The organism is Brasilonema bromeliae SPC951 (assembly GCF_012912135.1).
Lineage (GTDB): Bacteria > Cyanobacteriota > Cyanobacteriia > Cyanobacteriales > Nostocaceae > Brasilonema > Brasilonema bromeliae.
This window is the reverse complement of the sequence record NZ_QMEB01000181.1, coordinates 1-13952: the sequence shown is the minus strand read 5'-3', so window position 1 is coordinate 13952 and position 13952 is coordinate 1. Positions and strand designations below refer to the sequence as shown.

At 43.2% G+C, this 13952-nt stretch carries 9 protein-coding genes; 3 read left to right on the top strand and 6 right to left on the bottom strand.

Translation table 11 applies throughout. From position 1 onward, the window contains the following. The 6 genes from DP116_RS20280 to DP116_RS20245 form a co-directional block, all read right to left on the bottom strand. Positions 1 to 1831 (bottom strand): sensor histidine kinase (locus DP116_RS20280; protein WP_169156884.1); only part of this gene is annotated, 1831 nt, incomplete at its 3' end. Between the two features lie 2 nt (positions 1832 to 1833). Then, on the bottom strand, positions 1834 to 2310 hold the full coding sequence (locus tag DP116_RS20275; protein ID WP_169156883.1) for a response regulator: 477 nt from the start codon (positions 2308 to 2310) through the stop codon (positions 1834 to 1836). 10 nt (positions 2311 to 2320) lie between these two features. Next, complete coding sequence (locus DP116_RS29555) at positions 2321 to 5869, bottom strand: PAS domain S-box protein (RefSeq protein ID WP_246275721.1); 3549 nt, start codon at positions 5867 to 5869, stop codon at positions 2321 to 2323. Between the two features lie 256 nt (positions 5870 to 6125). Further along, the gene (locus DP116_RS20255) at positions 6126 to 7358 is read right to left on the bottom strand and encodes a hypothetical protein (protein ID WP_169156882.1); all 1233 of its coding nucleotides are present in this window, start codon (positions 7356 to 7358) and stop codon (positions 6126 to 6128) included. 740 nt (positions 7359 to 8098) lie between these two features. After that, positions 8099 to 8917 (bottom strand): alpha/beta fold hydrolase, encoded by an 819-nt coding sequence (locus DP116_RS20250; protein ID WP_169156881.1) that lies wholly within the window; start codon positions 8915 to 8917, stop codon positions 8099 to 8101. Between the two features lie 76 nt (positions 8918 to 8993). Continuing rightward, positions 8994 to 9722, bottom strand: coding sequence for a lysophospholipid acyltransferase family protein (locus tag DP116_RS20245; RefSeq protein WP_169156880.1), 729 nt, complete (start codon positions 9720 to 9722; stop codon positions 8994 to 8996). A 370-nt stretch (positions 9723 to 10092) separates the two neighbouring features. Between DP116_RS20245 and metG the strand changes: the two genes are divergently transcribed. From metG to lptC, 3 genes are all read left to right on the top strand, one after another. Beyond that, positions 10093 to 11694 (top strand): methionine--tRNA ligase, encoded by a 1602-nt coding sequence (gene metG / locus DP116_RS20240; protein ID WP_169156879.1) that lies wholly within the window; start codon positions 10093 to 10095, stop codon positions 11692 to 11694. A gap of 149 nt (positions 11695 to 11843) precedes the next feature. After that, positions 11844 to 12488, top strand: a complete 645-nt coding sequence (locus tag DP116_RS20235) for a LabA-like NYN domain-containing protein (protein WP_169156885.1) — start codon at positions 11844 to 11846, stop codon at positions 12486 to 12488. Between the two features lie 38 nt (positions 12489 to 12526). After that, entirely contained in the window at positions 12527 to 13834 is a 1308-nt protein-coding gene (lptC, locus tag DP116_RS20230; protein WP_169156878.1) for an LPS export ABC transporter periplasmic protein LptC, read from the top strand. The last annotated feature ends 118 nt before the right edge of the window (positions 13835 to 13952 follow it).

Below are 13952 nucleotides of genomic sequence, written 5' to 3'. Positions count from 1 at the left end.
GAGACAGTTCTAATGGAGATGAGGCAGATGAGGCAGATGAGGCAGATGAGGCAGACGAAATAATTTTCCTTGCTTTTTTATCCTCAAGAATAGGTAATTCCACTGCAAATGTTGCGCCTTTTCCTTCTCCAGAACTTTCTGCACTGACAGTTCCACCATGCAGTTCTACTAGGTGACGTACAATTGCCAAACCCAATCCCAAACCCCCGTATTTGCGGGTGGTAGAACCATCTCCTTGACGAAAAGAATCAAACACGTAAGGAATAAAGTCAGCTTTAATACCAATTCCTGTATCTATCACCGTAATTTTAGCGTGGTTTGAGGAGTGGCGAATGGGGAGTGGGGATGAGGAAGATGTTGCTCCTTCATCTTTTTCATCTCCCCCAACTCTTTCCAGCAGCACTTCCACTCGTCCTCCCTGTGGGGTAAACTTTATAGCATTAGAAAGGAGATTCCAGACTATTTGCTGTAATCGGCTAGGATCGCCTAAAACGTGGAATTTTTGTCCTGGAATTTGAGATAGAGAACCAGGGCTTTCCACAGAGGAGTTTTGCGCCAGCAGAGGTTCGTTCTGTTGTGGACGCGCTGCAATTTCCTGTGAGGGTGGCGATTGTAGTGCAATAGGAGGGGATTGAGAATTTGGAATTTGGAATTTGGTTTCCAATTCAGAGTCTAAAATGATAAATTGCAAATCAATTGATTTGGCTTGAGCTGCTAGACGCATTGTATCTATTGCAGCTTCAATTGCTGGAATCAAATTTGTTGGGTAGGGACGCAGAGTCAACTTGCCACGAATAATCCGGGATACATCCAGCAAATCTTCAATCAGTTGTGTCTGTAATTTGGCGTTGCGCTCAATTGTTTCCAAGGCACGATTGAAACTCTTTGGATCCAAGTTCCGGGTACGTAGTATTTTTGACCAACCGAGGATGGCGTTGAGGGGCGATCGCAACTCATGGGAAAGTACTGCCAAAAACTCATCCTTAATTTTATTTGCCCGTTCCAATTCTTCCTTTTGTTGCCGTAATTGGGCTTCGTTTTCCCGTAATGCCTGTTCTGAGCGCTTGTACTCCGTCACATCACGAGCAATACTCAGCAATGATTGTACGGAACCATCAGGAGCATATTCTGGCACTATCCTGGCTTGGTAGTAAATGCGTCCCTGATGTGAGGGAACATCAAACTCCATCGAGGACTCAGATCCTGTGGCAAACACTTGGCTCAATTTCGCTTCCCAAGTTGTCGAAAATTCTTCTGGATAATCGATTTCGGCAACTGTTTTGCCAATCCACTTTTCTAGTGGTATTCCTGTTGCTACTTCTATTGTGGGATTTACGTAGCTATAGCGGAGTTCTCCATCAATGCGGGTGATCGCATCTGGTGAGTTTTCCGCTAAAGCTCTAAACTCCTGCTCACGACGGTACAGTTCTACCTCTGCCATTTTGCAGGTGCGTTGATACTGGGCTTCGCGTAGCGCCCGACGTACCGATGGTATAAGACGCCCTAATCTTTGCTTGAGAACATAGTCAGTGGCACCACTTTTGAGGGTTTCAATTGCGACTTCTTCCCCCATTGTTGCGGTGACAAAAATGAAGGGAATCTCTGGGGAGTGATGCTGCGCTATTACAAGAGCTGTAATACCATCAAATCCCGGCAAAGCGTAATCTGAAAGAATCAGGTCAAAGCCATCTTGCTCTAGCGCTGTCTGGAATTCTGCTTGCGTTTTCACGTGTATCAGTTCGCAAGCAATACCGTTTTCGGTCAACAAGGCATTGATCAGTTCTGCATCCAGCAGATTATCTTCCAGCAAGAGAAATCTTAGACCTGACATGACTATATTCCTGCTACTCCTTGACTACTGCGTGCCGGAGGTATGGAACCGGGAGGGGGTTCATTTATTATTGCCCAAAATAATCCCAAACCTTTAATCACTTCAACAAATTCAAGAAAATCGATTGGTTTGACTACGTAGCCATTGGTGCCAAGTTCGTAACAGCGAGTGAGATCTTGCTCTTCACGGGAAGAAGTCAACACCACTACTGGTACGACTCGCAATTCTGGGTCAGCTTTGAGTTGTGCAAGGACTTCTATGCCATCAATTTTTGGTAACTTAAGATCCAATAGCACCACAACGGGATGACCCTCCCGACGCAAACGATACAAACCTCGACGATAGAGGTAATCCAATGCTTCTTCACCGTCACGAACGACGACAACTTCATTGCCCAAATGGTTTTCTGCCAGTGAAGTCAGGATTAACTCAACATCGTTAATGCTGTCCTCTACTAGGAGAATGCGCTTTAATTCCATCGTATATTCTCTACTCTCCACTTTCCACTCCAGAGCTTCTTGGTAGCGAAAAATAAAAAGTCGCCCCATTATCTATTTCACTTTCTGCCCAAACGCGTCCGCCATGACGGTGAATAATGCGTTGGACATTTGCCAATCCCACACCTGTACCTTCAAATTGTGGGTCACTGTGCAGGCGTTGAAAAACACCAAACAACTTGTGAACATATTTCATATCAAAACCAATGCCGTTATCTCGCACGAAGAATACCACTTCTTGATGACCGGTGGTACTACCTACAGTTATTTGTGTCAAAGGGCGAGTTTTACTATACTTGAGAGCATTTTCCAAGAGGTTACGCAGAACCAGCCGCAACAGATCGGGGTCTCCTTGTACTTGAGGTAATGATTCTATGTGCCAGGAAACCTGACGGCTTTTGGTTTCTAGTTTGAAATCGCGTTGCACCTCCCGCAGCAGTAGATTCATGTCAATGGTGGTATGACGCATTTGCGAACGTCCCACATGGGAAAAAGTTAACAAATCATCAATTAATTTACCCGCTTGTTTCGTTGCTTCAGTGATAGTGTTGAGGTAACGTCTACTCGTGTCGTCCACCCCTGTTGACACAAGACGTTTTTGCAGCAAGTCAACGAATCCAGCGATGTGGCGCAATGGTGCCCGCAAGTCATGAGAGACGGAGTAAGAAAAGGATTCTAGTTCTCTGTTGGCTGCTTCTAATTGAGACGTGCGCTGTTTTACCCGTTCTTCTAAGGTTTCGTTGAGTTGTTGAATTTGAGCTTCGACTTGCTTGCGGTCTTCTATATCTACACAAGAGCCGATATAACCCAAAAATTCTCCCTCTGAAGTGAACCGAGGCACACCAATATCTAAAACCCAACGATATTCTCCATCAAACCGTCGCAGGCGATACTCCATTTGAAACTCTTGGCGGGCATCAAAAGAATTGACGTAAGTTTCTAGACAACGCTGAAAATCGTCGGGATGAATACCTTCAGTCCAACCATTCCCTAGTTCCTGCTCGATCGTCCGTCCAGTAAAATCTAACCAAGGTTTATTGAAGTAGTCATAGAGTTTATCCGTACCGGACATCCAAACCATCATCGGAGCAGTGTCTGTAACATGGCGAAAGCGCTTCTCGCTTTCAACAAGGGCGGCTTGTGCTCGTTTGCGCTCAGTAATGTCAATAGTAATGCCGTCAAAGCGCGTTGGTGTGCCAGCCGCATCACAGAAAGTGTGTCCAATTGCTCGGATCCAACGTACGCGTCCATCTGGGGCTACTGTGCGGTAGTCCACATCATAACCAGTCGCCTGCTCAATAGCGTGCTGAACTGCTTGGCGTGTGGGTTCCCGGTCATCATCATGCAGCAGTTGATAACATAAATCAATCGTGACTTCAGCATCAGGTGGTAGACCAAAATGTGCTTTGCACTGGTCGTTCCAAATCAGTTTGTCCAGTGGTAAGTTGCAGTACCAGACACCGACTTCTGCTCCCTGAATGACCAAATCCAGACGTTCTCTACTAATTCGCAAAGCTTCTGCCTGTTCTCGCAGCGTCTGCTCTATTTGTTTGCGCTCAGTGATATCATGGGCAACTGCATACAACAACTCTAACTCAACATCGGGAACAGCATTCCAAACCAGCCATTTGTAGGAACCATCTTTACACAGGTAGCGGTTCTCGAAATTGAGTGTTACGGCTCCTGTTGCAAGTTTCTCCACTTCAGACTCGGTTTTTGCTCGGTCTTCTGGATGTACAAACTCAATAAATGGCGTGCTCAGCAGTTCTGCCTGAGTGTAGCCGAGAATTCTCTCAAAAGCCGGGTTTATACGCTTGAAGTAACCATCCAATCCGGTGATGCAGAGCATATCAACTGATAGCGTAAAAAAGCGATCGCGTTCTGCTTCTGCTCGCTTGCGTTCGCTAATGTCCACAATGAAGGCGATCACCTCTTCCCGTTGCTCATCAATGAAGGCGAAGCCAATGATGACTGGAACACGAGAACCATCTTTACGGATATACTCTTTCTCGTAAGGAGTGCAAAATCCTTTGATCTTCGCCTCGGCGATCGCCGCTTCATCTAACGGTAGATACTCGCTTGGAGTTATCTGAGTCCAGCGCACTTTACCTCGTAAGAAATCTTTACGGGTATAACCAACAATATGGAGGTAGGCATCATTTACCTCAGTTAATCCTCCATATACATCGCCAAACTGAATGCCAATGATATCGGAGTTGACAAATAGCCGTAGCCGTGCTTCACTTTGACGCAGTGCTTGTTCTGTCTGTTTTTGGTCATCGATATCAGTGCAGGTGCCAAACCACTTGAGAATTGTACCGTCCTCATCACGTAATGGTAAAGCTTGTGCTAGATGCCAACGATAAACCCCATCAACTCGTTTCAGGCGGTACTGCACCTCATAGCGATTTCCCGTCTTGAGTCCAGTTGTCCATTGTTCTATAGTTTGTGGTAAGTCATCAGGATGAACTAGCTGTTGCCAATTCCACCCCAAGATTTCTTGGGATTTGAGTCCTGTGTAGTCTAGCCAGCGCTGATTGTAGTATTCTACAAAGCCATCGTGATTGCTCATCCAAACCATCTGGGGAACGTTTTCAGCAAGCAGCCGATAGCGTTCTTCACTTTCCTGTAGTGCGGCTTCGACTTTTTTGCGATCGCTATCCACGCGATTAATGAACCCCGCATTTCGCCAAATCAGTGCCAAAAACATGACTTCTAGCGACACCACCAGAAGCGATATGCTGAAAGCGGGGTCATATTGTTTCGCCCTTTGGCCCACAAGTATTAACCAGCCCAGAATTAAGGGCAGCACGATTGCACTTGGTATAAACCTGCGGGCGATCGCCCCACCATTCAGTTCACTAGTCATCGTTTGCATGAAACCGCGCTCCGGATGGGTGTATAACACTCCCAAACACAGCACTCCAAATCCTAGGGCTGTGTGTAACGCCATTGAGGTAGTATAAACGCCGAACTGGTAAAAATTTTTCACCCCATAGACATAGCCAACAAATGTTAGCAAAGAAATCAAACCTACAATCAAACTCAAACCCTGACCTAACCAAGAACTGCGATGAGTTTTCTGCCCTAATAACCATAGACTTAAACCCGATAGCAGAAAATTAACGGCAGAATTTGCCCCCATCCGACCAGGATGAGATGTTTCCACGGCTTTTGGCGAGTCACGGAACAGCAGTTCGTCAATTCCACAATTCCATCCAAATAGGTATTGACATAACGTGATTAGACCGATATTAGTAACTGCGAACGCACATCCTTGGGCAATCAGGAGTGACAAAGATGGAGAAGACGAGGAAGTTATCCCCCAAGTCTGGCTTGCTTGTTTTGACAAAAGCCAAAGTGATACCCCAGAGAGTAAGAAAGCAACGGCTGCATTAACTTTCATTGTGACCAGTCCTGGCAGTAGACTTTTGAGTAAAGCAATATCAAATGTCCAGCCAATCAATACGACACAACCGAGGCAAATAACAAAGACACTTGCAGCTTGTGCAATGTTTTTAGTAACGGTGAAGTTAGGCATAAGCCTTTACTCCAACTTCAGACTTCTGTTTTTTAAGACTTCTAATACAATGATTGCAGGACAAAATTTCCAACATTGCTTTGCCAGACGAAAAATGCTGGGAGTATTGCTACAATCTACCTTAAGACTGATAAGAACCTCTGTGGAATGACCTTGAGATAGATTTCTCTAATATGGTATATTTCTATGAATAAGAAAGCCGGCTTCTTTGAGAAACCGGCTTGTTTAGTAGAGTCTCTTCTACTAGACAAATGAATTATTGTTTATTTGTAAAATTTCCGGATGCATCAACAGTGGACTGAACAAAATTGATATCAATGTCAAATTTAGCAGCAATAGTATCAATAATATGTTGTGCTACTGGGGTCATCTCACCTTTGACTCGGGCAATTTTATAACATTGAGCTAATAGTGGTACAGCAAAATCGCGGTTGAGTTGATTCAGAAGTGTATCTAAAGGTGATGGTGATTTAATATTTTCAGAGATTGTTTTCAAGGAAGATGAACTGAGGTTCAAACCTTGTAACTCTGTCGAAATTTCTTCCCATGTTTTTTCTGGATAGCTAGCAATGATAAAATGAACCAACACTTGATCCATTGCGGCTTCTTGAGCCATTGCTTTTTCCAGATAATTTTCGCTTTGTTGTTTTAAAGTATTCAGTGTCTCCTCAGAATCGAGCGACTTTGATGCATCTAGCTTCGCTTCATAAAACCGACAAGCCGCATACCCCAACGAATAAATCATTGTAGCATTAGAGCTAGCACCAATCACTGCGCCAGCAAAAGGTATATTTCTTAGTAAACCTAAACCTGCTGCTTTCAAAAGACGACCGCCACCCAACGCCAAACCAAAAATCGCCAACACTTCTCCCTTACGGGAGGGATCTTTTAAATCTAATCCGTAGAGGGATGCAATTTGATAAACCATTTCTGACTGCAACTCTGTCGTAGCTGCTAAATCAATTGCCAACAAAGCCGCTGCGACTCCCGGCAAAACACTACTTGCTAATCCGATTCCGCCCGCTTTAGTTGCTTTGTCAAGCATAATGCGGTGGGCAATTTGTCTAGGTGATTCATTCGGGTATTTTTGCTTGAGCTTTTTGACTTCTGCTTCTGCTTTATCTAAATTCACAGTATCAACAGCACCAAAAAGCCAATTCAGATTTAAAAACCCAGCCAGCTTTCGGACCAGCCAAATTTCGCCAATACGTTCTGCAACTTGTCCTGCTGTGTGAGTTGCTTGTGAAATCAGGTTATGACTTTGTTTTGCTGCAGCTTCTCCTACATCAGCGGCAGTTTCTACAACGACTTTACCAGCTTCCATAGCAGTGTTACCAGCAGCTGTTCCTACGTCCACAGCCGTTCCCAAAACACAACCTACTGTTTCAGCAACGGCTTCTAACAAGGATGGCTTTTCTTCTTTTGTATCGGAGGCAAGTATCTTATTTAATTTTGTCTCATCTGTGTCTTTTTTAAGTTTTTCTGCCATTGCCTAGCACCTTCTTTAAAAATCTCCCTATTTTATTTGTAGCGAAGGTGTGATCAGCTTGGCATCTTTCTATAAGGATAAGTCGTTAGAGGATGTTTGAAAAAACTTCTACTCAAACGATAGCTAGCAGCTAGTTTGGACGTCAGTATAAATTTGATTACATTAATTTTAAAAATTGAATTATAAGTGCATTCAACGTCTGTGTTTGATTGACTCCTAACTTGCCCAAGCGTCGAATAATGAGTTGACGTTGCAAGGTCACAATTCAAGTTACTCTCACTTTAGAAGCAACTCGTCATCTAGTCCCAGAAAATTCCGGATCTGAAGTATCTAGGGCAAATTCATCTCAACTCATATTATCAACGTTTTGTCAAGAAATGAAACAGAGCGTAACTTCATTCAAACTAGTGTTTTCCAAAAAAACAACACCAAGGCGTAACTTTGTCTGACTTAAGTTAGTAAATGGGATAAGAAGATAGGACACGCCACAATACTTCTCGGATAAAGCTTTATCCACCCAATTTTCTGATCTCCCCGCCTACGGCGACAGAGTTAAAAAGGGGGTGGAGAGCAGAAAATAGCCCTCCTTTCTAAGGCGGGTTGGGGGGATCTTCATGGGATTATCCTCACTAACCGAGAAGTATTGGGACACGCCACTTGCAAGGGGTGTCCTAGAGTATGGATATTTAATTGAGTAACGCCCGACTTTTGATGTGAATTCAGCCCTGTAGCCCCTCCTTCTACCCCAGCACCTGAACTGCTTCAGCACTACTGTCTAAAAAATCATTCGCCTTCATAATTTCATAGAGGTTAGTATCTGTTTCTAACAAGCAAGCGTGTCCACATTGTGGTAGTACCACCATTTTAGAATTGGGTAAAATACTAACCAAACGTTTTGCTTCAGCTAAGGAAGGTAAAAGTCGATCGCTACCACCCGCAATCACCAAAACAGGTTGAGTCAGGCGACGTAACTGTTTCTCTTCAACACAAAAATCTCTCAGTAACGAGATTCGCCACAGTACAGTTTCTGGTGGTACGGAACGCATGGTTTTTAGGAGTTCTTGTCTATCACTCCTGGAAATACGTGGCAAAGATGCCAAAAAAGGCAATAAACCTAGTGCACCAATGTTATAAAGGTTAGATGGAACTAAGTAACTCAATTGAGATGCCCAAGTTAATAAAGGGCGAAGATTAAAGGCGCTGGCTGAGTTGATGAGAATAATGCGCTTAAACAGCTGTGGTGCAAGAATCGCCACTTTCTGCGCCAAACAACCACCAAAGGACTCCCCACACAGATAAACGGGACGTTGGGAATTTTTTTCTAATTCTGCATGGATCAAGTCCAAGACATTATTGGCTAAGTCATCCCAACTGGTGAGATCTTCCCTTGGTATCGCTAAACAACGGACATCAAAGCCAACTTCTAATCCAGCAGTTTGCGATCGCAACAATTGACCAGTTCCATCCATCCCTGGTAAATACACAAACAAGGGGAACTCTGGCTGGAGTCGTTTAGGAGTGAGGAAACACGGTTTTAGCTCAACTTTTGAAATAGTCATTGGTCACAAGAGTCAACAGTCAAGAGGAGGCAGTCAAGAGTCATCAGCTAACTATAAGGACTAATGACTAAAATTTTTAATAGCAACCTTCACGCAGTAAGTTTGCAATTTCTGAGTGACAATGATTTGTCAATTCTGTCACCACAGTTCTTGCTTTTCTTCCTTGGTATTTTTCTTTTCGTAGAGGCTTAATCCAATATGGGTGACCAATGAGAACAGCAACACGTTGATATGTGACTAGTGGATGCCAACCTGACTGATTAAATAAAGGTTCTGAAGGGTCAAACAAACTTAATACCCTCAAAGGTACAGCAGATGTGTTAACTTCTTCAAGGGATGCTATTGCGATTGGCAAAATTGCTAAATCTCGCACCTGCGCTCGCAATGCCAAATGGGCAAAACCTCGTTGAAATTCACCCACCCGGTTGGCTTGGGTAAATTCTACCATTGGTTTTGTTCCTTCAGGAAAGACTCCTACTATTTGCTTTGATTGCAACAGGAGTTGTGACTGTTGGAAAAAGCTTTGCTGGCGGTGTTGATTTGCCTCCTCTAGAGGAAAGCAGCCCAATTGTCCTGTAACAATCTCCCGCATGATTGGCACTTGCCCCATGTAGTGATGGCAAGCAAAGCGAATAGAACTCGATAGAGCCGCCATTAAAATGGGTGCATCCATAAAGCTGCGGTGATTGCTCACTACTAACACACTCGCATCTTGGGGAATGCGATCCTCATAGTAGCGAAACATTTTGGTTGATAGCGCCGCCAGTAACCAGCGAGAAATCTCAAGGGGGCTATTTACACTCATCTTTAATATAGAATCCGAAAATTTCGCAGCTTATTTTTCATTAAAATTTTACATTTCTTAACCGATAAGGGCGACTGCCTTAAGGTAGAAATGTTCAGATTCACAAAATCGGTAAAATTATTTGTGGAAAAGAGGTTTTTCTTCTAATAATCTTAATGTAATGACAAGTTTTGTGTGGAATATGAGCAAAGATTTTCGGTATTTTTTAGAGAAATTAGCTGAAATTATGCCGTTCATCAAAAAAACTCAACCTAGAGAAATTTGCTAATATTAAGATATTCTTGAATAAGTGACACTTATGTTATATAATTGCGTGGTTTTACCAAAAAAAGTAAGATAGAAAACGTTTTTAACAACTAGTTTTTTTTAGATGAATCAAGTGAAGAAAACACAAAACACATTTGCACTCACAACACCGCTATATTATGTAAACGACTTACCCCATATTGGCAGTGCTTATACAACAATGGCAGCAGATGTGGTGGCAAGGTTTCAGAGACTTTTGGGGCATAGAGTCCTCTTGATTACAGGTACAGATGAGCACGGGCAAAAAATTCAGCGGACAGCAGAAAGTAAAGGGCGATCGCCCCAAAGCTTTAGTGATGAAATGTCCGCAGGTTTTGTCTCGTTATGGCAGTTACTAAACATTCAATACGATAGATTTATTCGTACAACCGCTCCTCGTCATGAAGTTCTAGTCAAAGAATTTTTCCAGCGAGTGTGGGAAGCTGGAGACATTTACCACGGACAACAAAAAGGCTGGTACTGCGTTTCGTGTGAAGAATTCAAAGAAGAAAGAGAACTGTTAGAAGGACACCGGTGTCCTCTCCACCCAAACAAAGAAGTTGAGTGGCGAGACGAGCAAAACTATTTCTTCCGCTTATCTAAATATCAAGAAAAACTGCAAGCACTTTACGAGTCTCGACCGGATTTTATCCAACCAGAGAGTCGTCGAAATGAAGTCCTCAGCTTTGTAAATCAAGGGTTGCAGGACTTCTCCATTTCACGAGTGAATGTAGATTGGGGTTTTCCTGTACCAGTTGATCCTAACCATACTCTTTATGTTTGGTTCGATGCGCTTCTAGGTTATGTCACTGCTTTGCTAGAACCCGATGAAGAACCAACCATTAAAAATGCCTTAGCAAAATGGTGGCCGATCAATTTGCATCTGATTGGTAAGGATATCCTGCGCTTCCATGCAGTGTACTGGCCAGCAATGCTCATGTCAGCTGGCTTGTCATTACCAGAGAGAGTCTTTGGGCATGGTTTTTTGACCAAAGATGGTCAGAAAATGGGCAAAAGTCTGGGTAATACCCTCGATCCTATAGGTTTGGTGGAGCGGTATGGTAGTGATGCTGTTCGTTATTACTTCCTTAAGGAAATCGAATTTGGCAAGGATGGCGACTTTAATGAAAGTAGATTCATTGATGTGCTGAATGCAGATTTGGCAAATGATTTAGGTAATTTGCTAAACCGTACTTTAGGCATGGTGAAGAAATACTGCGCTGGCAATGTGCCGACAATTACAAATGAAGATATACCTTTTGAACATGCTTTGAAAGCGATTGGTTTACCTCTTGGGGAACAGGTAAGAAATGCTTACGAAGCGCTAGCCTTCAATCAAGCTTGCAAGGCCGTCCTTTCACTGGTGAAAACTAGTAACAAGTTTCTTGATGAACAAGCCCCTTGGTCATTGTATAAACAAGGACAACAGCAAGCCGTAGAGCAGGTTCTGTATGCAGTTCTTGAATCAGTGAGACTAGCAGCCTATCTCCTATCTCCAATCATCCCTGATACAAGTAGTGATATTTACCAGCAACTAGGTTTCGGAATTAATTTTAATGAACAAATAGAAACTGCCACCGCCGCTCCTTTTGCCATTCATGGGACATGGGGAGTGCTAACAAATCAACAAAAGCTGGGTCAAGCCCGACCAGTCTTTAAAAAAATAGAACCTCCTAAAAACGATTAATTGTTTCAATCTCCATTACTGATTTTGTCTGATTTTATCAGGACTAAATTTATCAGTCCTGAAAGATTATCATAAACCGTTCTCCACCGTTCTACAAGCAAAAACAAGTATCAATTATTACTTGTGATAAAAAATGAGGTATGACAACAATGTTGAATAATTTGGAAAATGATTCGATATTTACGCCAGAACAAGTTTTAGAAAATCGAGGCCGTGTCGCCATATTTATTGATGGCTCAAATTTATTTTATGCAGCACTGCAACTAGGAATTGAAATTGATTACACCAAGCTACTATGTCGATTAACCGGAGGTTCGAGATTGCTGCGAGCCTTCTTTTACACTGGAGTAGACCGCACAAATGAAAAGCAGCAGGGTTTTCTGTTGTGGATGCGACGCAACGGATACCGCGTTATTGCCAAGGATTTAGTACAGTTGCCAGATGGCTCCAAAAAAGCCAACTTGGATGTAGAAATTGCGGTAGATATGATGGCTTTAGTAGATTCCTATGATACAGCAGTGTTAGTCAGTGGTGACGGGGATCTGGCGTATGCAGTCAATTCAGTCAGCTATCGCGGTGTGCGGGTTGAAGTGGTCAGTTTACGGTCTATGACGAGCGACAGTTTAATCAATGTGAGCGATCGCTATATTGATTTAGAAGCAATTAAAGAAGATATTCAAAAAACCCCTCGCCAAAGCTACCCTTATCGAGTAATAGATCGATCACTAGCCCCTATAGGATATTTGGAAGACCCCAGGGAAAGCGACAGCCAACAGATTGAAATGCAAGACTAATGAAGCAGTAAGCAACAGGAGAAAGGGAGATAAGGAGGATGAGGGGGACAAATCAATTCAAAATCGCAAAGCGTTGCGAGCTGAAGCCGCGAGGCGTTGCAAGAGCGTGTCCTCTGGACATAGCCGTGGCGGGAAGCGACGCAATCTCCAAATTGCAAATTTTGAATTTCACTGCATTACCTCATCTCCCCTTGGTTAAGAGTTCTCTCATCTTGCTCATCTCCCTTATTTCCACAGGGCTAGTTGGTTGTGCTGGGAGCCAAACTCACGTCACAACCAAACCACCTGTTGAAAGTCCATCGCCTGGAGACAAAGATAGCAACCTGACTTTCTTTGGTGTCACCTTAGAGCAAGCAGATGAAGTTGGCAGACCAATTTGGAAAGTCAGAGCAAAACAGGCAAAATACACCAAAGAAAAACAAATTGGTGCAGCGCAAAGTCCATATGGTGAACTTTACCAAGATGGCAAAGTGGTTTATCAAGTACAAGCTCAAATGGCAGACATTGCGCAAGATGGTAAGCAATTGTTTCTAAAAGGGAAAATTGTCGCAATAGATCCTCTTAATGGTGTTGTTTTGCAAGGTAATGAGTTGGAGTGGCGACCAAAAGAAGATTTGCTGATTGTGCGTAAGCAGCTTCATGGAACTCATAAACAACTACAAGCAGTAGCGCAGGAGGCGCGAGTCAAAACTCGCGAACAGCGCATGGAATTTTCTGGAGGGGTGATCGCAAACTCCTTAGAACCACAATTACAAATGCGAACTGAGCATTTGATTTGGCGAATCAAAGAAGAAACATTAATAGGCGATCGCCCTGTCCAAATGGATCACTATAAAAACAACCAAATTACCGACCGAGGTCGAGGAGACTCCGCTGAAGTCAACTTGAAAACAAAAATTGCCACTATTAAGAAAAATGCACAAATAGAGTTACTAGACCCACCAGTGCAAGTCGCTAGTAACTCTATGACTTGGAACTTAAACTCAGAAACAGTAACAACGAATTCTCCTGTGCGGGTCTTCCATCAGGCCCAAAAAGTAGCACTTAGTGCGAATCAAGGCGAAATGAAGATACCGCAAAAAACTGTTTATTTAACAGGAAACGTTTATAGCGTTGGAGAGCGTGGTCAGTCTCTCAAATCAAAAACTTTAACATGGTATTTTGACAAAAAATTAGTTGAGGCTCAAGGGGATGTCGTTTATCGCCAAGCAGACCCCCCATTAGCTTTTACAGGTCAAAAAGCCTCTGGTGATTTGCAAGCAGAAACGATAGTCGTCAACAGCGATGGTTCTGGTAAAAAGGTCGTAACAGAGATTATTCCTCAAGACAGAAAAGTGAAAAATTAATAGTTATAGCAGGGAACAGGGAACTCTTAACAGGGAACTCTTAACAGGCGTGTGAAAGTCTTATGGTGTCCGTATTTTCTCATTAGTTCATGTCCTAATCTACCTGGCAACTGCTATA

Excerpts from the sequence above, each read along its gene's own strand:
- DP116_RS20275 (WP_169156883.1), bottom strand. The coding sequence starts at position 2,310 with ATGGAATTAAAGCGCATTCTCCTAGTAGAGGACAGCATTAACGATGTT.
- DP116_RS20245 (WP_169156880.1), bottom strand. The coding sequence starts at position 9,722 with ATGAGTGTAAATAGCCCCCTTGAGATTTCTCGCTGGTTACTGGCGGCG.
- DP116_RS20250 (WP_169156881.1), bottom strand. The coding sequence starts at position 8,917 with ATGACTATTTCAAAAGTTGAGCTAAAACCGTGTTTCCTCACTCCTAAA.
- DP116_RS20235 (WP_169156885.1), top strand. The coding sequence starts at position 11,844 with ATGTTGAATAATTTGGAAAATGATTCGATATTTACGCCAGAACAAGTT.
- metG (WP_169156879.1), top strand. The coding sequence starts at position 10,093 with ATGAATCAAGTGAAGAAAACACAAAACACATTTGCACTCACAACACCG.
- lptC (WP_169156878.1), top strand. The coding sequence starts at position 12,527 with ATGAGGGGGACAAATCAATTCAAAATCGCAAAGCGTTGCGAGCTGAAG.
- DP116_RS29555 (WP_246275721.1), bottom strand. The coding sequence starts at position 5,869 with ATGCCTAACTTCACCGTTACTAAAAACATTGCACAAGCTGCAAGTGTC.
- DP116_RS20255 (WP_169156882.1), bottom strand. The coding sequence starts at position 7,358 with ATGGCAGAAAAACTTAAAAAAGACACAGATGAGACAAAATTAAATAAG.